The 18,793-nt window shown below is 46.7% G+C and carries 17 protein-coding genes; 12 read left to right on the top strand and 5 right to left on the bottom strand.

Annotation, left to right across the window (positions count from 1 at the left end):
• Positions 1 to 24: 24 nt before the first annotated feature.
• Positions 25 to 843, bottom strand: coding sequence for a glycogen/starch synthase (locus OIM59_RS11230; RefSeq protein ID WP_072543150.1), 819 nt, complete (start codon positions 841 to 843; stop codon positions 25 to 27).
• Between the two features lie 255 nt (positions 844 to 1,098).
• Between OIM59_RS11230 and panC the strand changes: the two genes are divergently transcribed.
• Together panC and panD are read left to right on the top strand one after the other, a co-directional pair.
• On the top strand, positions 1,099 to 1,944 hold the full coding sequence (gene panC / locus OIM59_RS11225; RefSeq protein ID WP_299173332.1) for a pantoate--beta-alanine ligase: 846 nt from the start codon (positions 1,099 to 1,101) through the stop codon (positions 1,942 to 1,944).
• A 6-nt stretch (positions 1,945 to 1,950) separates the two neighbouring features.
• Positions 1,951 to 2,301, top strand: a complete 351-nt coding sequence (gene panD, locus OIM59_RS11220; protein WP_072544022.1) for an aspartate 1-decarboxylase — start codon at positions 1,951 to 1,953, stop codon at positions 2,299 to 2,301.
• Positions 2,302 to 2,525: 224 nt separating this feature from the next.
• Here the strand turns inward: panD and OIM59_RS11215 are convergent, their stop codons facing one another.
• Positions 2,526 to 3,899: a TrpB-like pyridoxal phosphate-dependent enzyme gene (locus OIM59_RS11215; protein ID WP_072543149.1), complete on the bottom strand. Its 1,374-nt coding sequence runs from the start codon at positions 3,897 to 3,899 to the stop codon at positions 2,526 to 2,528.
• A gap of 408 nt (positions 3,900 to 4,307) precedes the next feature.
• On the opposite strand from OIM59_RS11215, the gene OIM59_RS11210 reads away from it, so the two are divergent.
• Positions 4,308 to 5,066: a hypothetical protein gene (locus tag OIM59_RS11210; RefSeq protein WP_299173343.1), complete on the top strand. Its 759-nt coding sequence runs from the start codon at positions 4,308 to 4,310 to the stop codon at positions 5,064 to 5,066.
• Positions 5,067 to 5,167: 101 nt separating this feature from the next.
• Here OIM59_RS11210 and OIM59_RS11205 read toward each other — a convergent pair whose 3' ends face one another.
• Positions 5,168 to 5,440: a response regulator transcription factor gene (locus OIM59_RS11205; RefSeq protein WP_299173346.1), complete on the bottom strand. Its 273-nt coding sequence runs from the start codon at positions 5,438 to 5,440 to the stop codon at positions 5,168 to 5,170.
• Positions 5,441 to 5,916: 476 nt separating this feature from the next.
• On the opposite strand from OIM59_RS11205, the gene OIM59_RS11200 reads away from it, so the two are divergent.
• Together OIM59_RS11200 and OIM59_RS11195 are read left to right on the top strand one after the other, a co-directional pair.
• Positions 5,917 to 7,746 carry a TrkH family potassium uptake protein gene (locus OIM59_RS11200; protein WP_299173349.1) on the top strand — a complete coding sequence of 610 codons (1,830 nt, stop codon included), beginning with the start codon at positions 5,917 to 5,919 and terminating at the stop codon, positions 7,744 to 7,746.
• 3 nt (positions 7,747 to 7,749) lie between these two features.
• Positions 7,750 to 8,439 (top strand): TrkA family potassium uptake protein, encoded by a 690-nt coding sequence (locus OIM59_RS11195; protein ID WP_299173352.1) that lies wholly within the window; start codon positions 7,750 to 7,752, stop codon positions 8,437 to 8,439.
• A 5-nt stretch (positions 8,440 to 8,444) separates the two neighbouring features.
• On the opposite strand, the gene mltG is transcribed toward OIM59_RS11195, so the two are convergent.
• Entirely contained in the window at positions 8,445 to 9,470 is a 1,026-nt protein-coding gene (gene mltG / locus OIM59_RS11190; protein ID WP_299173355.1) for an endolytic transglycosylase MltG, read from the bottom strand.
• 161 nt (positions 9,471 to 9,631) lie between these two features.
• On the opposite strand from mltG, the gene OIM59_RS11185 reads away from it, so the two are divergent.
• From OIM59_RS11185 to pstB, 6 genes are all read left to right on the top strand, one after another.
• Positions 9,632 to 11,170, top strand: a complete 1,539-nt coding sequence (locus OIM59_RS11185) for an alpha-N-arabinofuranosidase (protein WP_299173357.1) — start codon at positions 9,632 to 9,634, stop codon at positions 11,168 to 11,170.
• 243 nt (positions 11,171 to 11,413) lie between these two features.
• Positions 11,414 to 12,409, top strand: a complete 996-nt coding sequence (locus OIM59_RS11180; protein ID WP_299173359.1) for a hypothetical protein — start codon at positions 11,414 to 11,416, stop codon at positions 12,407 to 12,409.
• A 54-nt stretch (positions 12,410 to 12,463) separates the two neighbouring features.
• Entirely contained in the window at positions 12,464 to 13,522 is a 1,059-nt protein-coding gene (gene pstS / locus OIM59_RS11175) for a phosphate ABC transporter substrate-binding protein PstS (protein ID WP_204434729.1), read from the top strand.
• A gap of 15 nt (positions 13,523 to 13,537) precedes the next feature.
• The gene (gene pstC / locus OIM59_RS11170; RefSeq protein WP_072543140.1) at positions 13,538 to 14,395 is read left to right on the top strand and encodes a phosphate ABC transporter permease subunit PstC; all 858 of its coding nucleotides are present in this window, start codon (positions 13,538 to 13,540) and stop codon (positions 14,393 to 14,395) included.
• 20 nt (positions 14,396 to 14,415) lie between these two features.
• Positions 14,416 to 15,285 (top strand): phosphate ABC transporter permease PstA, encoded by an 870-nt coding sequence (pstA, locus tag OIM59_RS11165; protein ID WP_148329669.1) that lies wholly within the window; start codon positions 14,416 to 14,418, stop codon positions 15,283 to 15,285.
• A complete protein-coding gene (pstB, locus tag OIM59_RS11160) occupies positions 15,273 to 16,043 on the top strand; it encodes a phosphate ABC transporter ATP-binding protein PstB (RefSeq protein ID WP_022354725.1) in 771 nt (256 codons plus the stop codon). Before pstA ends, pstB begins: the two co-directional genes overlap by 13 nt.
• A gap of 92 nt (positions 16,044 to 16,135) precedes the next feature.
• Here the strand turns inward: pstB and OIM59_RS11155 are convergent, their stop codons facing one another.
• Positions 16,136 to 17,041: a PfkB family carbohydrate kinase gene (locus OIM59_RS11155; protein ID WP_299173365.1), complete on the bottom strand. Its 906-nt coding sequence runs from the start codon at positions 17,039 to 17,041 to the stop codon at positions 16,136 to 16,138.
• 244 nt (positions 17,042 to 17,285) lie between these two features.
• Between OIM59_RS11155 and OIM59_RS11150 the strand changes: the two genes are divergently transcribed.
• Positions 17,286 to 18,593, top strand: a complete 1,308-nt coding sequence (locus OIM59_RS11150; protein ID WP_299173368.1) for an inositol-3-phosphate synthase — start codon at positions 17,286 to 17,288, stop codon at positions 18,591 to 18,593.
• Positions 18,594 to 18,793: the final 200 nt, after the last annotated feature.

The raw sequence follows: 18,793 nt of genomic DNA, 5'->3' as shown, positions 1-18,793 counted from the left end.
TTGTACTTTTTTATCTGTTCATATTTATTCGGCCCCATCGAACACCTTGTCGTAGAATGCATCACATGCATCTGCGTAGGCATCGCCTGAAGCGTATTCAAGCACCGGAATGTTCAGGCTTCGTGCATAGTCGATAACATTCTGGTTGACAGTCTCATCGTTTTGAATCACTCCGTCGGAGTAGGCTACGGCCAGCTTGCAAAGGTCTTCATAGCTTGCTGGAGATTTCATCATGCTGACATCCTCCGGGGTCACCTCCTTGAAGAGCACCTGGTCGGCGAAGTTCGGAGCAAGGTTCGATTTGAATCCCTCCTGATAAAGAGAATAAATTACCTTTGAGTCGCGGAAAGAAGGTTCGTCATAATACGCCTTCTTGATATAAAGAGGAACCATTGCGCTCATCCAGCCGTGACAATGAATCACATCCGGACACCAGCGTAATTTCTTTACAGTTTCCAATACCCCACGTGCATAGAAAATGGCGCGTTCACCATTGTCTTCGTAATCATTCCCATTTTCGTCACACGTCATCTGGCGGTGCTGGAAATAATCGTCATTATCAATAAAGTACACTTGTCTGCGCGCAGCCTGAATAGAAGCCACCTTGATAATCAGCGGATGATCCGTATCGTCGATAATTAAATTCATTCCAGACAGACGGATTACTTCATGCAACTGGTTCCTGCGTTCGTTCACGATGCCCCATTTAGGCATGAATGTTCTGATTTCGCGGCCTTTGTCTTGTATGGCTTGCGGTAAATTCTGGCCAATCAATGCCAGGTTACTTTCGGGTACGTAAGGAGTAATTTCTTGTGTAATGAATAAAACTTTTTTCGCGCTCATTGTATTATTGTTGCTCTTAACAGTTTGCAAAGATACAAAAAATAAGGCAATGAAGCGAACCGGCGACTGTTTATAAATCCTTATAGTATGTTAATGTGTTGATAAACAGGTTGCTATAATAGTGTTTATCCTACATTACAGACAGGATAAATTCTGTAAATACAGAAAGAATTTTTCTTTTCTGTTTCTTTTTATGGCAAATAAATAGTTACTTTGCAGCCGTTTTCTGAATTTATGATTAAAAACAGGAATAAGATGAAGTTAATTCGAACAATCAGTGAGCTTCGCGCCGAACTGGATGCTTTCCGCAAGGAGGGAAAGACAATCGGGCTGGTTCCGACGATGGGAGCTTTGCATGCGGGACACGCTTCATTGGTGAAACGTGCCGTGTCTGAAAATGAAGTAGTGGTAGTCAGCGATTTTGTGAACCCTACCCAGTTTAACGACCAGAATGACCTTTTGAAATATCCGCGTACCTTGGAAGCGGATTGCACGTTGCTGGAGAAATGTGGAGCTACGCTGGTGTTTGCTCCTTCCGTAGAAGAAATCTATCCGGAGCCGGATACTCGCCAGTTCAGTTATGCACCGCTTGATACGGTGATGGAAGGAAAATACCGTCCGGGCCATTTCAATGGAGTATGTCAGATTGTGAGCAAGCTTTTCTTGATTGTAGAGCCTGACCGGGCTTACTTCGGCGAGAAAGACTTCCAGCAGCTGGCCATTATCCGTGAGATGGTGCGTAAGTATCCTTTCGACATCCAGATTGTAGGCTGTCCGATTGTACGTGAAGAAGACGGTCTGGCCTTGAGCAGCCGCAATGCACGGCTCACTCCGGAGCAGCGTAAGGAAGCGGTACAGATTTCCAGAGCGTTGTTTGCCAGCGTGGATTTCGGAAAATCCCGTGTGTTGCGCGAAACGAAAGAGTATGTGGAACAATGTATCCGCCGGGCGCCGGGATTGGAACTGGAGTATTTCGAAATTGTGGACGGAAACACTTTGCAGCCGGTAAATGCTTGGGACGAAAGCAATTACATTGTAGGTTGCATTACAGTGTATTGCGGTGATGTACGTCTGATTGATAACATTAAATATAAAGGATAACGGATGATGATGATTGAAGTGTTGAAATCGAAGCTTCATTGCGTAACGGTGACAGAAGCGAACCTGAACTATATGGGCAGCATTACGATTGATGAAGATTTGATGGATGCGGCCAACCTGATTGCCGGCGAAAAAGTGCAGATTGTGGACAACAACAACGGAGAACGTTTTGAAACCTACATCATTAAAGGAGAACGTGGCTCCGGATGCATCTGCCTGAATGGAGCGGCAGCCCGCAAGGTGCAAGTGGGGGATGTGGTGATTATCATGTCGTATGCCCTGATGGACTTTGAGGAGGCTAAAACTTTCAAGCCGACCGTGGTGTTCCCGGATACGGCTACCAATCGTCTTCTGTAGGATTTATATTGAGACCGAAATCAAAGGGCGGTGCCGGAAGAGATTTTCGCTTTTCCGGCACCGCTCTTTTTTATTCATTTTCAAGTGTTTATCCGTGTGAAAAAAACGCAAGTGCGTTTACCATGAAACGCACTTGCGTTTTGATTGAAATGTATTTGCGTTTTAAGTAAAACGTCCTTGTGTTTTCTTCCAAACGCAAGTGCGTTTTTTCAGACGCTGAAAGTTTACTTCAAATCCACTTGCGGCACATCTTCCAGACTCTTTTCAATATCTTCTTCCGTCAGGGAATAGTTGGTCAGGTTACCCGACAGATACTGGTCGTAAGCACTCATATCAATCAGTCCGTGACCTGACAGGTTGAAGAGGATAACCTTTTCCTCTCCAGTTTTCTTGCATTTTTCAGCCTCCTGAATGGCGGCTGCAATGGCATGGCAAGATTCCGGAGCCGGAATGATACCTTCGGCACGTGCAAACAGACATCCGGCCTTGAAGGTGTCGAGCTGTTCGATGTCGACCGCTTCCATCAGGTGGTCTTTCATCAGCTGGGAAACGATGACACCTGCCCCGTGGTAGCGGAGACCTCCGGCGTGAATGTTGGCCGGAGTGAAGTTGTGTCCCAGGGTGAACATCGGCAACAGCGGTGTATAGCCGGCCTCGTCGCCGAAGTCATATTCAAATTTTCCGCGTGTCAGCTTCGGGCAGGAAGCCGGTTCGGCGGCAATATAACGTGTTTTCTTTCCTTCCAGGATGGTGTGGCGCATGAACGGGAAGCTGATGCCTCCAAAGTTGGAACCTCCTCCGAAGCATCCGATAATGATGTCGGGGTATTCTCCGGCCATTGCCATCTGTTTCTCCGCCTCCAGTCCGATAACCGTCTGGTGCAGGGTGACGTGGCTCAAAACCGATCCGAGGGTATATTTACAGTTCGGAGTGGTACGTGCCAGTTCGATGGCTTCCGAGATGGCGGTACCCAGTGAGCCCTGATGGTTCGGATATTTGGTCAGGATATTTTTTCCGGCGCGGGTAGACATGGATGGGGAGGGAGTGACCTGTGCCCCGAAGGTCTGCATGATGCTGCGGCGGTACGGTTTCTGTTCGTAGCTGATTTTTACCTGATAAACGGCGGCTTCCAGTCCGAACACCTTGGCGGCGTATGCCAGGGCAGCTCCCCATTGTCCTGCTCCCGTTTCGGTCGTAATGTTTGTCACCCCTTCCTTTTTGCAGTAGTAGGCCTGCGCCAGTGCCGAGTTCAGCTTGTGCGAACCGATGGGGCTGACGCTTTCGTTCTTGAAATAGATGTGGGCAGGTGTTCCCAGTGCCTTTTCCAGTCCGTAGGCACGTACCAGCGGGGTACTGCGATAGTATTTATACATCTCTCTCACCTCTTCCGGAATCTCAATCCAAGTGTCTGTCTGGTTCAGTTCCTGATGGCAGAGTTCTTTGGCGAAAATAGGATAAAGGTCTTCCGGTTTCAAAGGTTCTTTGGTGGCCGGGTTCAGCGGCGGCATGGGTTTGTTGACCATGTCGGCTTGAATGTTATACCAATATTTTGGTATTTCATCTTCAGGCAAGATGAATCTTTTCTGTCTGTTACTCATAATTGCTTACTTTTTTTAAGGTTTTGCCAAAAATATGGAAATAAATGATAATAAACAACTCATTTTGCTTTTTTCTTATATGTGTTGTTTGTGTGGAGCAAATTTTGTTATGGATGGTGATATTAGATAATTCATTTTCCTTGTTGACTAGTTATGCTTCATATAGTGAAGGTATGGGTTCAATAGAGAATGTGATTATTTATGCACTATTGGTGATATTTCCTTTTTTCGTTCTTTTTTGGAAAAAGTGGGCTTTTGTAGGTATGGTAGCAGCATTCTTTTTGTACCCATATATGGCTTTCAACCAAATGATATTGGTGGCTATCCAACTCGTCACTTTTGTGAAGGAATTCCTTTCCTTATATCTCTGTTTTTTAGATGATAAATACTAATTTTGCAAAAAAACTTATGAGAAAAATAATTGAAAAGATTTATTTGGTGAACAGAGCTTGGTGGGACAGTTTCACCAGTTGTTTTATAGGTACATTATTGGGTATAGGAATAACATTTTGGATATCCGGTTATCTTGAGAAGAAAAGTAATAAAGAAATGGAACATAGGATACAGTTGCTGAGCTTGTCAAATATTAAACAATTTATAGCATCCTCTAAAACACAGAGTAAAAAATGTCTGTATATAGATTCGATATTTACCGAAGTGTTGGATTATTATCCGGACAGTATTGAATATGTACCAGAAAATCTTGTAAGCGAATGCTATAATAATCTGATGAGTTTTGATCTTTATGCTGCTGACGAATCTGCGGACAACATGCTTAATAGTAATATTGAAGTATGGAACTCAATGGAAAATATTTCAGACATAAGCGCTATTGGCGATATATTTGCTGGTAAACGTATGATTAATTGGATGTCATCCGAAATGAACAGAATAAAAAGGCAAATATATAGGAATGTAACTCAGGATGATTTTATTTGGGGTATGGACAACCATACCGAAGCTGTTAAGGTCTTATTTTCAAGAAAAGAAAATTTGAATCTTATGGTAGAATATAAAATGTATTCAAAATCGTATGAGGTTAGTATTGATTTTGCAGAAAAACTACTGGATCGTTTTATGAAAAATATGAATATAAGCAGCGATGATTTGAAATTATTGGGTAATGAAAATCTTGCGGCAGATACGGCTTATCATGAGAAGTTTTAATATGGGAGATAAGTAGGAGGAGGTTTAGAGTATAAGTAGTTAAGTGTCAGCTACGTATCGAAACCAAAGAACTGTAAAATCGTGGAAAAGAAATAATTATTCTAAATCAGCCTCAGATTGGCTTTAATGTCCACGGTCTCAGTGATATTTTCTGCGTGTAGCTTCTCGAATAGTTTTTTCTTGTGAAACTTGACGGTATTGGGGGCAATAAAGAGAGTTTCTCCAACCTCCGTGTTCGATAATCCCTTGACGGAGAGCTGGAGAATCTCTTTTTCACGGTATGTGGATATGAAAGTTATACTCGATGGACAAGGCAAGTCTTTTTCTACCGGCTGGTCATAGTAGAATCGGAATCCGGCTTCGTTGATTTCCATATTACGGTTTATCTCGTCAGACGGAACAACCTCAAAATAAAAGGCATAGCCTTTCTGTTGCACTTCTTGCGGTTATAGTCTATGATATACAGCTGTGATTGGTGTTGCGTGCCAAAGCGTTGGCTATGGCAATACATACATCGGTTTGGGAATAATCACTGTCTTCTGTATAAATAGGGCGGAAGAAGTTGTTTACTCAAACTGGTAAGTGTATAATCTGATAAATGATATGACTGTATTCTGGGTGGATGAAAAGGCGGATAGAATCATGATTGAGTCGGCAGGGTAAAAAATCCTTTGCTTTGATTCCAACAGAGCTTTCATAGAGAACTTAACAATACCCGATGAAATTAATATCCAAGGTACCTCACAGGTTTCGAAGAATTGTATAATCGGATAAGGATATTAATTCTTAGATTAGGATTATGTTATGTAGATTTTCCATACATTTGTAAATATATTCATTCACTATAGGTATGGATTATTGGGAACGACTTTTTTTATATAATAAGAAACTGCTGGTGCCCCGCATCAACCGGTTACTCAACTGGGTAATGGGGGTGAATTTCCTGTGTGGAGTGATTTTCCTGCTCACTATCGTGTACGAATATGGATTCCGGATTTCGGCGGGAGAACAGACGGTGGTGCATGCGGTGTATCATGCAGTCTGGGTGATTTTTCTGCTGACTACCACTTTGCAGATTCTCTTTCGTCAGGAGAACTCCCCGTTTAAGTTTACTCCGTGGACATGGATGCTTACCATACTGCTTTATCTTACGTTGTTGCCTGTCATTTTCAAGAAGCCGGAAGAGACGACGGGTGTATATTGGGTGTGGATTTTCTTTCACCACACTTATTATAAAGGAGCGGTGTTGCTGTTGCTTTCGTTCTCGCAGCTCTCGGGTATTCTGGTCCGGTTGCTGGGCAAGCGCACTAATCCGTCGTTGATTCTGGCCGGCAGTTTTCTGGTCTTCATTCTGGTGGGAACAGGTCTGCTGATGCTGCCCCGTGCCACTTATCAGGGAATATCCTTCATTGATGCCTTGTTCACAGCCACCAGTGCCACCTGCGTGACGGGACTGGTCACCGTGGATGTGCCTTCCACCTTTACGCTGGAGGGGCAGGTGCTGATTATTCTGCTGATTCAAATCGGCGGTCTGGGCGTGATGACGCTGACCAGCTTTTTCGCCATGTTTTTCATGGGAAACACTTCGCTCTACAACCAGCTGATGGTGGGCGACATGATCAGTTCCAATTCATTGAATTCCCTTTTATCTACCTTATTATATATATTGGGATTTACGCTGGCCATCGAAGGGGTCGGGATGGCTGTTATCTGGTTCAGCATTCATGATACGCTGGGGATGAACTTGCGGGAAGAACTCTTTTTCTCAGCTTTTCATTCGGTATCGGCCTTCTGTAATGCCGGTTTTTCCACCTTGCCCGGCGGGATGAGTAATCCTGCGGTTATGCAGGAACACAATCTGCTGTATGTCACTCTGGGACTTCTGATTGCGTTGGGAGGAATCGGTTTTCCGATATTGGTCAACCTCTATGAAACCGTAGCCTACTACCTGGGCTACTTGAAATGGCGGGTGTCGCATCGTGCCGGGAGGTTCCGTCAGAAAGTGCATCTGTATAACCTGAACACTAAGATTGTGCTGGTGGCTACGGGTATTCTGCTGGTGGGAGGTACCTTGGTCATAGCAGCCTTGGAATGGAACCATTCGTTTGCCGGGATGCCGGTGCTGGATAAGTGGGTACATGCTTTCTTCAATTCTTCCTGTCCGCGTACGGCGGGCTTTGCCAGTGTGAGTCTCACGTCGCTTTCTTTGCAAACCCTGCTCCTTATGGTGGTATTGATGGTGATAGGAGGGGGCACACAGTCTACGGCTGGCGGTGTGAAGGTGAATGTGTGTGCCGTGGTGCTGATTAACCTGTGGGCAGTGATACGTGGTGCCGAGCGGGTGTCCATTTTGCGGAGGGAACTGTCCCACGACTCCATCCGGCGTTCCAATGCGGCCATGATGCTCTATCTGTTTCTGGCTTTCGTAGCTATTTTTGCGTTGAGTATGTTAGAGCCGCAGGCCGGACTGCTGGCGGTGACCTTTGAATGTGTGTCGGCATTGAGTACCGTGGGTTCCAGCCTGAACCTGACGCCCACGTTGGGCGATGCCGGCAAGCTGCTGGTTATCTTGCTGATGTACGTAGGACGTGTGGGAGCGTTTACCTTGCTCACCGGACTGGTACGGCAGGAGAGAAAACGAAATTACAAATATCCGAGTGACAACATTATCATCAACTGACGTATGAAATATCTGATTATTGGTTTGGGCCATTATGGCAGTATGCTGGCGATGGAACTGACTGCCATGGGGCATGAGGTGGCAGGAGTGGACGGTAACAGCCTGCATGTGGACAGTGTGAAAGACTGCATGGCGGCGTCGTTTGTGCTCGATGCTACGGATGAGACGGCTCTTTCCGTGCTGCCTTTAAAAAGCGTGGATGCGGCCATTGTGGCGATAGGTGACAATTTCGGGGCCTCGGTCCGCATTGTATCGCTGCTGAAGAAGCTGAAGGTGAAACGTATCTATGCCCGGGCTGTCGATGAGGTGCATAAGGCGGTGTTGGAGGCTTTTTCCATCGACCGTATCCTGACTCCCGAGCAGGATGCCGCCCGTTTGCTGGCGCAGCAGCTGGAGCTGGATGGAGGGGCTGAGCTGTTCCAGATTGACGAAAACACGTATGTGTTCAAATTTGTGGTACCTTCCAGGCTGGTAGGTTATCACCTGAACGAACTGAATCTGGAGCAGGAGTTCGGCATCAAGCTGATTTCGCTGATAAAGGGAAAGCAGATTCAGAATTTTCTGGGAATCTCCGTCTTTGAACGTGAAGTTTCCAATGCATTCCCCGAGGACTATGCATTGCAGCAAGGCGACGGCCTGGTGTGCTACGGTCCTTATTCCCGTTTCATGCAGTTCTGGAAATCTGTCCGTTAGGTTACCTAACGGATGTTTCTCTTGTTCAGCGCCTGCTGGTAACGGCGCGCATTGGCCTGATGTTCGGCAAAGGTAACGGCAAAATTATGTGTGCCCGAGAAATCTTCCTTGGCACACATATAGAGATAGTCATGCTGTGCATGGTTCAACACGCTTTCAATGCCCTGAATGGAAGCAATGCGGATGGGGCCGGGAGGAAGTCCGGTATGCTTGTAGGTGTTGTAGGGACTGTCTGCTTCCAAATGCTTGTGGAGGATGCGGCGCAGACCGAATTCCTGCAGGCTGAATTTCACAGTTGGGTCGGCCTGTAGCGGCATGTCGGCTTGCAGACGGTTCAGATAGAGTTCGGCCACCATGGGCATCTCTCCCCGGTTGGCAGTCTCTTCTTCCACGATGGAGGCGAGTGTGCTCACCTCTACCGGAGTCAGTCCGGCAGCCTTTGCCTTCGCTTTCCGTTCTTCATTCCAGAAGCGGTTGTATTCCTTTTTCATGCGTTGGAAGAAATCTTTCGCCTGCATGTTCCAGTACACCTCGTAGGTATTCGGAATGAAGAGTGCCGGAAGCGTTTCGTAGGTGAATCCCAAAGAATCACAGAAACTGCTGTCGCACATCAGTGTGAAAATTTCCGTGGAGTCGGCCATGAGCTGGCGGTCCAGTGAATGTGACAGGCGGGCTAGTGTACGGACGCTGGGAATGGTTACCTTTACCGGTGTCTGGTATCCGCTGCTCAGACGGCGGAACAAGGTCAGGGTGTTGGTCTGCGCGTCGAAGCGGTAAGCTCCGGTGTGAATATGCTTGTCATAAGATTTGAAGCGGGAAAGCATGCGGAAACCTGCCAGGCGTGTTCCATGGAGGTCGTGCTGTATCTTGACATAGACCGAATCGGCGGTATCGTCGCCGTCAATATAAATAAAGGTAGGCTGTGTGAGTTGAAGCGGACGGTTGAACAGCAGGTAGCAGACGCTGATGATTCCCGCCAGAAGGATGGTCGCTATGGCAGACCAGAGAATAATTCGTTTCTTAGAATGCATGTGGAATAATTTTGGTGCAAAAGTAGTAAGAAAACTTTGTATCTCGCATTCAGAAGGAAAAGAATGTTCAAATTTCCTCCTGAAAGTGCCCTGTTGTACACCTGGAAAGTGGGAAAATTCTTTATTTTTGTAAACGATAAAACGACAAAAAATCAATAAATATGAAAAATGCAATTCTAGGGCTGGCTCTTTTTGCCGCAATGCCTTTGTTTGCCCAACAAAAGGCTACAGTGACTGTTCATCCGGAGCAGGGAAAACAAATCATCAACAAAGAAATTTATGGTCAGTTTGCCGAACATCTGGGTACCTGTATTTATGGAGGTCTCTGGGTGGGAGAAGATTCGCCGATACCGAACATCAACGGGTATCGTAAAGACGTGTTCGAGGCGTTGAAGGCTTTGAAAGTGCCGGTGCTCCGCTGGCCGGGAGGATGCTTTGCCGATGAATATCACTGGATGGACGGCATCGGTCCGCGTGAAAAACGTCCGCGCATGGTCAACAATAACTGGGGCGGTACCGTGGAAGACAACAGTTTCGGTACGCACGAATTCCTGAACCTGTGCGAGATGTTGGGATGTGAACCTTACATCAGCGGAAACGTAGGTAGCGGAAGTGTGGAAGAAATGGCCAAGTGGGTGGAATACATGACCTCTGAGCAGGGAAGTCCGATGGCAAAACTGAGAAAGGAAAACGGACGCGAAAAACCGTGGAAGGTGAAATATTTCGGCGTTGGAAATGAAAGCTGGGGATGCGGGGGCAGCATGCGTCCGGAATACTATTCCGATTTGTATCGCCGTTATTCCACTTATTGCCGCAACTACGACGGCAATCGCCTGTTCAAGATTGCCAGTGGAGCCAGCGATTACGACTACAACTGGACCGAGGTGCTGATGAAGAACATCGGACATCGCATGGATGGTATCTCCTTACATTATTATACGGTACTGGGTTGGAATGGCAGCAAAGGTTCAGCTACCAAGTTCAACGACGAGGATTATTACTGGACAGTAGGAAAGTGCCGCGAAATTGAAGACGTGCTGAAACGCCACATTGCCATTATGGACAAATACGACCCGAAGAAACAGATTGGATTGATGGTCGACGAATGGGGAACCTGGTGGGACGAAGAGCCGGGCACCATCAGCGGTCACCTTTACCAGCAGAACACGTTGCGCGATGCGTTTGTGGCTTCCTTGAGTCTGGATATTTTCCATAAGTACACCGACCGTGTGAAGATGACCAACATCGCACAGGTGGTCAATGTGCTGCAGTCCATGATTCTGACAAAGGACGATAAGATGGTGCTCACACCGACGTATTACGTGTTCCAGATGTATAATGTACACCAGGATGCCACCTATCTGCCTTTGGATTTGCAGTGTGAACGGAAAATCGTACGCGACGACCGCATTGTGCCGATGGTCAGTGCCACGGCTTCCCGCGACAAAGCCGGAGCTATCCATGTATCTTTGTCGAACATCGACCTGAAAGAATCACAGGACATCACGCTGACTTTGGGCGACGTGAAAGCCAAATCGGTGACTGGCCGTATTCTGACTTCCGACAATATAGACGATTATAATACGTTTGAACAGCCTGATAAGGTGAGACTGGCCGACTTTAAAGGTGCCAAACTGACCAAGAACGGGTTGGAAATCAAATTGCCGGCCAAATCTATCGTGACGCTGGAAATTAAGTAACCTGATTCATATATCCTTTGGCCTGGTGAGGTTTAAGGAAGGTAAAACGTTGGGAATAAGCTGGATGTCGTCTTCTGAATCAATCGTTTTCTTTTTGCGGTTGGGTTTCGGAAGGCGATATTCTGCTTTTGTAATACGTTTGTAACAGGGTGTTACATTTTCTTTAAGTGGATGACATCTGTTTGTAATACCAATTCAAGACCTTTGTGGTGTCAAAAATATAAATTTCCAAATAAGATAAAAATGAAGAAAAGAATTTTATGGTTTTTGATGGCATGTGCTTGTGTTGCGGTGCCAACTTTTGCTGAGAGTAATCCCGACAAGTCGGAACCCGCCGAGAAAAAAGGTGCGGCTATTATTACCATCTATTCTGATGTGCATTCCGGTTTCGGCCATGCGAATGATGACAGGGGATTTGGATTGGACCGTGCGTATCTGGGGTATCAGTACAATTTGCCTCATGGTTTGCAGATGAAGGCAGTGGTGGACTTCGGTCAGTCGCAGGATGTGGGTGATTACCATCGTATCGGTTATATCAAGAACGCGCAGATCACGTGGAAGCAGAAAGGATGGACACTGAACGCCGGATTGATCAGTACCACACAGTTCAAGCTGCAGGAAGATTTCTGGGGCAAGCGTTATGTGATGAAGTCTTTTCAGGACGAATATAAATTCGGAAGCAGTGCCGACCTGGCATTTTCCGCAGCCTATAAGTTCAACAAGGTGGTTTCGGCCGATGTGATTGTGGCCAATGGGGAAGGTTATAAGAAGGTACAGGTGAAAGACGGTTTGCAATATGGGGCTGGCGTGACGCTGACTCCGGTAAAAGGACTTGTGGTTCGCGCGTATGGTTCTTATAATGAGGCGGTGGAAGACGCTGAAAAAGGAATTACCAATCTGGCGGCCTTTGTGGGGTATAAAAACAATGCCTTCTCGGTGGCGGCTGAATATAATTATCAGACCAATGCCAAATATGTGGAAGGTTGTGACCAGGATGGTGTGTCGGTGTACGCTTCGGCTCAGCTGAACAAGAAAATCGGTCTTTTCGGGCGTTGGGACATGCTTTCTTCCAAGAATGACTGGAACAAGGATGCCGACGGAATGGCCGGTATGCTGGGAGCGGAGTTCAAATTGGGCAAGTACGTGAAGCTGGCTCCGAATTTCCGCCTTTGGTCGCCGAAAGCAGAGGGAGGAAAACTGTCGAGCTATGTGTATCTGAACGCTTCCTTTGCCATTTAAGACGTGAGACGAGAAAAACAAATAGATTCATAACTTATATAAATGTATAACACAATGAAAAAGTTTTATTTGCCTTTAATTGCTGGAGCGATGGCTTTGTCACTCGCAGCTTGTGGTGGACAGAAATCTGCTAATGGACGTGAATCCGTGGAACTGACTGGTGCAGGAGCCACTTTCCCCTTGCCATTTTATAATATGTCATTCGAGAACTACAATGCCACTTCCGGCGACAAGGTTTCTTACGGAGGTATTGGTAGTGGCGGTGGTGTCCGTAACCTGAAGGATGGCATCGTAGACTTTGCCGGTAGTGATGCGTTCTTGAGCGATGATGAAATGAAGGAAATGCAGCCGGTTGTACACATCCCGACCTGTATGGGAGCCGTTGTGATGGCTTATAACTTGCCGGATGTGGTGAAACTGAACCTGTCGGGCGACGTGATTGCCGATATCTATGCCGGCAAGATTACCGACTGGAATGATGCCCGTTTGCAGAAACTGAATCCGGACGTGACACTGCCGGCCAAGAAAATTATCTTGGCTTACCGTTCGGACGGTAGTGGTACGACTTTCATCTTTACTGACTATCTGTCAAAGGTCAGCGAAAACTGGAAGAACACTTATGGAGCAGGAAAGACGGTCGACTTCCCGGTAGGGCAGGCAGCCAAAGGTAATCCGGGTGTAGCTGGAATCATTGCACAGACTCCTTATTCATTGGGATATATCGGTTCTGAATATGCTTTCGCACAGAAGATTGCGTATGCCAGCGTGTACAACAAGCGTGGTGAACTGGTGACTCCTTCTACTGAAAGTATCTCGGCTGCTGCCGGTGACATTCCACAGGATACACGTTGCTCCATTACAGATGCCGATGCAGCCGGTGCTTATCCTATCAGCTGTTTTACCTGGCTGTTGATTTACAAGGAACAGCATTACGCAGAACGTTCCTTGAATCAGGCAAAGGCTACTCTGGAATTGATGCAGTATATGCTGAGCGACAGCGTACAGCAGACTACGGCTACCGTACACTATGCCCCGCTGCCAAAGAAGGCTGTAGAACTCAGCCTTCAGAATCTGAAAGCTGTAACTTACGATGGACAGCCGATTCTTAAATAATTAAGACGAAAGATTATGCAAGACAAAATTTTTAAAGTCTTACTTATCTTATCGGCGATTGTGATACCAGTCATTGGTGGGGGAATTATTTACTCCCTCACCGTTGACGCTTCTGGAGCTTTTGAAACATTCGGCTTCTGGAACTTCATTTTCTCGGACGACTGGGTGACCACCGCCGGCAAAGAAAGTTATGGCGCTCTTCCTTTTATTACAGGTACACTGCTGACCACGTTGCTGGCCTTGCTGATGTGTATTCCTTTTTCTCTTCCTGTCGCATTGTTTACCGGTGAGTATTTCCGCGGAAAGAAAATTGCCGCCATACTGGGAACAGTGATTGATTTGCTGGCAGGTATTCCTTCTATTATCTATGGTTTGTGGGGATTTTATGTACTTCGTACGGTGTTTATGCACTTGAATCTGTCGCCGCAAGGTTCGGGTATTCTGACCGCTTCGTTTGTGCTGGCCATCATGATTGTACCCTATGCGGCTTCGCTGAGCTCGGAATTCATCAAGATGGTTCCTTCCGATTTGAAGGAGGGGGCTTATGCCATGGGAGCGACACGGGCAGAAGTAATCCGGCGAGTGATTTTCCCGATGGCGGGTTCCGGTATTTTCTCTTCGTATATTCTGGCTATCGGCCGCGCATTGGGAGAAACGATGACCGTGACGATGCTGATTGGAAACACTAACCAGATGCCCGACACACTGCGTACCACGGGAAACACCATGGCGAGTATCATTGCCAACCAGTTTGGAGAAGCGGATGGTTTGAAGCTGTCTTCACTGATAGCTATCGGATTGCTGTTGTTCTTGATTACAGCCATTATCAATATCATCGGTAAGATTCTGATTCGTCGTGCCCGTCATGTCTAACTCTCTAAAAAGAAGAATATATGTTGTATGGAAATAATATAAAATTGCGTATTCTGAAGAGCCGGTTGCTTTACATCCTGGTATGTGTGCTGTCGGGAGTGACTGCAATTCCGTTGCTGGCCATACTGGGAGAAGTATTGGTGAAAGGATGGAGACAGCTGGGCTGGTCGTTCATCACGGAAGCCACGCCGAATGCCTATAAGGCAATGATGGCCGCTTCTGCTGGAGAAGCCATTCCGGGAGGAATTGCCAACGGAATTATCGGAACCTTCCTGATGCTGATTCTGGCAGCCGTGGTAGCCATTCCGGTAGGAATACTCTGCGGTATTTGTCTTTCGGAATACAGAAAAAGCTGGTTTGCGGTGATTGTCAGTTACTTGACCGACTTGCTTCAGGGAACCCCGTCCATTATTATTGGTATTATCACCTATATTTGGGTGGTGGTGCCGATGAAAGGATATTCGGCCATTGCTGGAAGTGTGGCTCTGTTCATCATGATGCTGCCGTTGATTATCCGTTCTACGGAGGAAACCATGAAGGTGCTTCCGGAAACGTTGAAAGAAGCCGGACTGGCTTTGGGAGGAAGCTACTGGCGGGTGATGTTGAAGGTGATGTTGCCTTCCGCTTTGGGCAGTATCTTTACTGGTATCTTGCTGGCCATCTCGCGTGTGGTAGGTGAAACAGCCCCGTTGATGTTTACGGCTCTGGGAGGTGCGGCCATCAGCTGGAACATGACCAAGCCGATGTCGGCCGTACCGTTGCTGATTTGGGAATTTTTCAACGACCCGAACCTGCAGAGCCTGATATGGGGAGCTTCTCTCTTCCTGTTGACTTTTGTGTTATGTCTGAATTTATTAGCTAAACGAATTGCAAAGAAATGGAAAATATAAAGAATCCGATTCTCCAGATAAAAGATGTGTGCATCTCGTACACCAGCAGTGTGATGGCCGTGAAACACGTATCGGCCGATATTGAGAAAAATACGATTACGGCCATTATGGGGCCTTCCGGATGCGGAAAGAGTACCTTGCTGCGTGCGGTGAACCGTATGCATGAGTTATACAAGAATATCCGTGTGACGGGTGAGATTTTGCTGAACGGAGAGAATGTGCTACAGATGCACCCGATGGAGGAACGGCGCCGCATCGGTATGGTGTTCCAGCGCCCGAACCCTTTCCCTACCATGAACATTTATGACAATGTGCTGGCTGGATACATCCTGAACGGTATCCATCTGTCAAAGTCGCAGAAGGATGAAATCGTGGAACGCAACCTGCGGAACGTGTGCCTGTGGGACGAGGTGAAGGATGCCTTGACCAAGCGGGGTACCTTCCTGTCCGGAGGACAACAGCAGCGTTTGTGCATTGCCCGCTCGCTGGCACTCCAGCCGGATGTGCTCTTGATGGACGAACCGACTTCTGCCTTGGACCCGATTGCCACCAAGCATATTGAGGGCCTGATGGACCAGCTGAAGAAAGAGGTGACCATCTTGATTGTGACACACAACATGTCGCAGGCGATGCGTATCTCCGACCGCTCCATGTTCATGTATATGGGAGAATTGATTGAATACGACGATACGGAAAAGATGTTCAAGAATCCGGTAGACGAACGCACCCGGGCTTATCTGACGGGTAAGATGGGATAATCCGGTAACCGATGACAGGTAAAAAACAAGGGTTTGCAGCTGAGTGATTCAGTATGCAAACCCTTTCTTCTATGATATAATCTTTGTTTTGCTTATTGAGCAGCCAGCACTTCCGGCTTGGCCTTGTCGGTCTGCAGGATGTGCCATACTTCTTCTTCCGTTCCGGAAAAAGGGCCTGACTTTTCCAATTTGATGGTCGACATGGCGGCGGCAAAACATCCGGCTTCAGCATAGGATGCACCTTTGTTACGCATGTACAGATACCCCAGCACATAAGTGTCTCCACATCCTGTGGCATCCACCACTTCTTTCGGGGCGTAGGCTGGTATCTTGTAAAACTTGCCTTCGGCATAGATAAGGCTACCCAAACTGCCCAAAGTCAGCAGAACTTCTTTTACTCCCCATTGTGCCAGCTGGCGGGCCGCCTGCTGTGGGTCCTTGAATCCGGTCAGCACTTCTGCTTCGTGCTCGTTGACTTTCAGTATATCAATGTATTTCAAGGCTTTCTTTTTTTCGTGCCAGTCAACAGGATATACCTGTTCGCCTTTCACTTCCCGCAAATATCCTTGCGCATCCACGGCCAAGGTACCTTTTTGCGCCAGTTCTTTGACTACTTCCAATGGAAAATCATCCGCCAGCAGACTTCCCAGATGGAAGATGCGTGCATTTTCATCTTTGAGGGCATCTGCCGTAAAAGGGTCCGCCTTTGCCAGTACACGCTGGGAGCGGTTATCCTGGTTTTCTTCGTATGTATTTTCGAAGTACACCGTATGACGGCTTGGGAGGACTTCCACTTGGATACCTTCCTTTCTCATTTCTTCCACGATACCGTATTCGCTGGGTGCAACCGCTGTGACCAGTTTGTAGTTTTTGAAGTCATGTAACCGACGGATGCCGTGAGAGAAATAATATGAGGTGCCTCCCGGCATGTAAGTAGTTTGTTTTGGAGTCACAATCTTGTCTAATGTAATGTGTCCGATGCAACAAATATCATTCATGGGTTGGTTTGTCTTTTTATGCGTTTGCAAAGATACGGATAATTTTACTCTCTGAGGAAACAGTTGATGGCTTTTTCTTCTGAATTTGTGTCTTATTTTTACGTATATTCCAATAAAAGAGGAAGTAAAGTGCTGGTTTAATCAAACAAAAGTTTAACTTTGAGCAGTTTGTCTTTTTTCGTGAGTTCAGAGTGATGGATTCCGGGAAAGGAAGAAAAGTGAAAGAAAAAAAAGAAATTTAGAAATGGAAAAAATGAATGTGAAACCCGCTGAAGGTAAGCTGGGTGTATTATGTGTGGGTCTGGGAGCTGTGGCTACCACATTTATGACCGGAGTTTTAATGGTGCGTAAGGGGCTGGCAAAGCCGGTAGGCGCTATGACACAGTATGATAAGATTCGTGTCGGACGCGGAGAGAAAAAGAAATACCTGCATTATGGTGAAATTGTTCCGATGGCCAAGCTGGATGACATTGTGTTCGGTGCCTGGGATGTATATCCGGCCAATGCCTATGAATCGGCCATGAATTGTGAAGTCTTGCGTGAAAAAGACATCCGTCCGGTAAAAGAAGAACTGGAGAAGATTGTGCCGATGAAGGCCGCTTTCGACCACAATTATGCCAAACGGTTGGATGGGGACAATGTGAAGGATTGTGCAACCCGCTGGGAGATGGTGGAACAATTGCGGGAAGATATCCGCAAGTTTAAGGCAGAAAATAATTGTTCACGTGTGGTGGTGTTGTGGGCTGCTTCCACTGAAATTTATGTGCCGGTTTCTGAAGAAGTGCATGGCACTTTGTCTGCTTTGGAAAACGCCATGAAGCAGGACGACCGGGAACATGTGGCTCCTTCTATGTGTTATGCGTATGCGGCTTTGGTGGAAGGAGCTCCGTTCATCATGGGGGCACCGAATACTACGGTTGACATTCCGGCCATGTGGGAACTGGCTGAAAAGAACAGGATGCCGATTGCTGGCAAGGACTTCAAGACCGGACAGACTTTGGTGAAATCGGGCTTTGCGCCGATTATCGGTACGCGTTGCCTGGGCCTTTCCGGATGGTTCTCTACCAATATCCTGGGAAACCGTGACGGACTGGTATTGGATGAACCTGCTAATTTTCATACCAAGGAGGTGAGCAAGCTGTCTACGCTGGAATCTATACTGGTTCCTGAAAATCAGCCGGATTTGTATTCCAATTATTATCATAAGGTACGTATTAACTATTATCCTCCCCGTAATGACAATAAGGAAGGGTGGGACAATATTGATATTTTCGGTTGGATGGGTTATCCGATGCAGATTAAGATTAATTTCTTGTGTCGTGATTCCATTCTGGCAGCCCCGCTGTGTTTGGATTTGGTGCTTTTGAGTGACTTGGCCGCTCGTGCAGGACGTTATGGTATCCAACGGTTCTTGAGTTTCTTCTTGAAGAGTCCGATGCATGATTATACGGAAGGAGAAATTCCTGTCAACCATTTGTTCCAGCAATATGTCATGCTGAAAAATGCTTTGCGTGAGATGGGTGGATACGAGGCAGATGAAGAGATTGATTGACGGGATATTGTCCCTTTGATAAATGCTTTCAGAACCGGTGGTGAAAGGCGATTTCATCGCCGGTTTTGTTTGTGGAATAGGAAAAATTATATTCCATTATTCATAAAAAAAGGTAAGAATGTCATTTTTCGGGGAGCGAAATTTGTAAGAGACCGTTACACTATGTACTTTTACAAAATAGTTAAGTGCGTATTACTTAA

The sequence above is a fragment of the Bacteroides mediterraneensis genome, assembly GCF_025993685.1.
Classification (GTDB): Bacteria; Bacteroidota; Bacteroidia; order Bacteroidales; family Bacteroidaceae; genus Phocaeicola; species Phocaeicola mediterraneensis_A.
The sequence above is the reverse complement of the archived record's forward strand: the minus strand, read 5'-3'. Positions and strand labels throughout refer to the sequence as shown.

Excerpts from the sequence above, each read along its gene's own strand:
- OIM59_RS11230 (WP_072543150.1), bottom strand. The coding sequence starts at position 843 with ATGAGCGCGAAAAAAGTTTTATTCATTACACAAGAAATTACTCCTTAC.
- panC (WP_299173332.1), top strand. The coding sequence starts at position 1,099 with ATGAAGTTAATTCGAACAATCAGTGAGCTTCGCGCCGAACTGGATGCT.
- panD (WP_072544022.1), top strand. The coding sequence starts at position 1,951 with ATGATGATTGAAGTGTTGAAATCGAAGCTTCATTGCGTAACGGTGACA.
- OIM59_RS11215 (WP_072543149.1), bottom strand. The coding sequence starts at position 3,899 with ATGAGTAACAGACAGAAAAGATTCATCTTGCCTGAAGATGAAATACCA.
- OIM59_RS11210 (WP_299173343.1), top strand. The coding sequence starts at position 4,308 with ATGAGAAAAATAATTGAAAAGATTTATTTGGTGAACAGAGCTTGGTGG.
- OIM59_RS11205 (WP_299173346.1), bottom strand. The coding sequence starts at position 5,440 with ATGGAAATCAACGAAGCCGGATTCCGATTCTACTATGACCAGCCGGTA.
- OIM59_RS11200 (WP_299173349.1), top strand. The coding sequence starts at position 5,917 with ATGGATTATTGGGAACGACTTTTTTTATATAATAAGAAACTGCTGGTG.
- OIM59_RS11195 (WP_299173352.1), top strand. The coding sequence starts at position 7,750 with ATGAAATATCTGATTATTGGTTTGGGCCATTATGGCAGTATGCTGGCG.
- mltG (WP_299173355.1), bottom strand. The coding sequence starts at position 9,470 with ATGCATTCTAAGAAACGAATTATTCTCTGGTCTGCCATAGCGACCATC.
- OIM59_RS11185 (WP_299173357.1), top strand. The coding sequence starts at position 9,632 with ATGAAAAATGCAATTCTAGGGCTGGCTCTTTTTGCCGCAATGCCTTTG.
- OIM59_RS11180 (WP_299173359.1), top strand. The coding sequence starts at position 11,414 with ATGAAGAAAAGAATTTTATGGTTTTTGATGGCATGTGCTTGTGTTGCG.
- pstS (WP_204434729.1), top strand. The coding sequence starts at position 12,464 with ATGAAAAAGTTTTATTTGCCTTTAATTGCTGGAGCGATGGCTTTGTCA.
- pstC (WP_072543140.1), top strand. The coding sequence starts at position 13,538 with ATGCAAGACAAAATTTTTAAAGTCTTACTTATCTTATCGGCGATTGTG.
- pstA (WP_148329669.1), top strand. The coding sequence starts at position 14,416 with ATGTTGTATGGAAATAATATAAAATTGCGTATTCTGAAGAGCCGGTTG.
- pstB (WP_022354725.1), top strand. The coding sequence starts at position 15,273 with ATGGAAAATATAAAGAATCCGATTCTCCAGATAAAAGATGTGTGCATC.
- OIM59_RS11155 (WP_299173365.1), bottom strand. The coding sequence starts at position 17,041 with ATGAATGATATTTGTTGCATCGGACACATTACATTAGACAAGATTGTG.
- OIM59_RS11150 (WP_299173368.1), top strand. The coding sequence starts at position 17,286 with ATGGAAAAAATGAATGTGAAACCCGCTGAAGGTAAGCTGGGTGTATTA.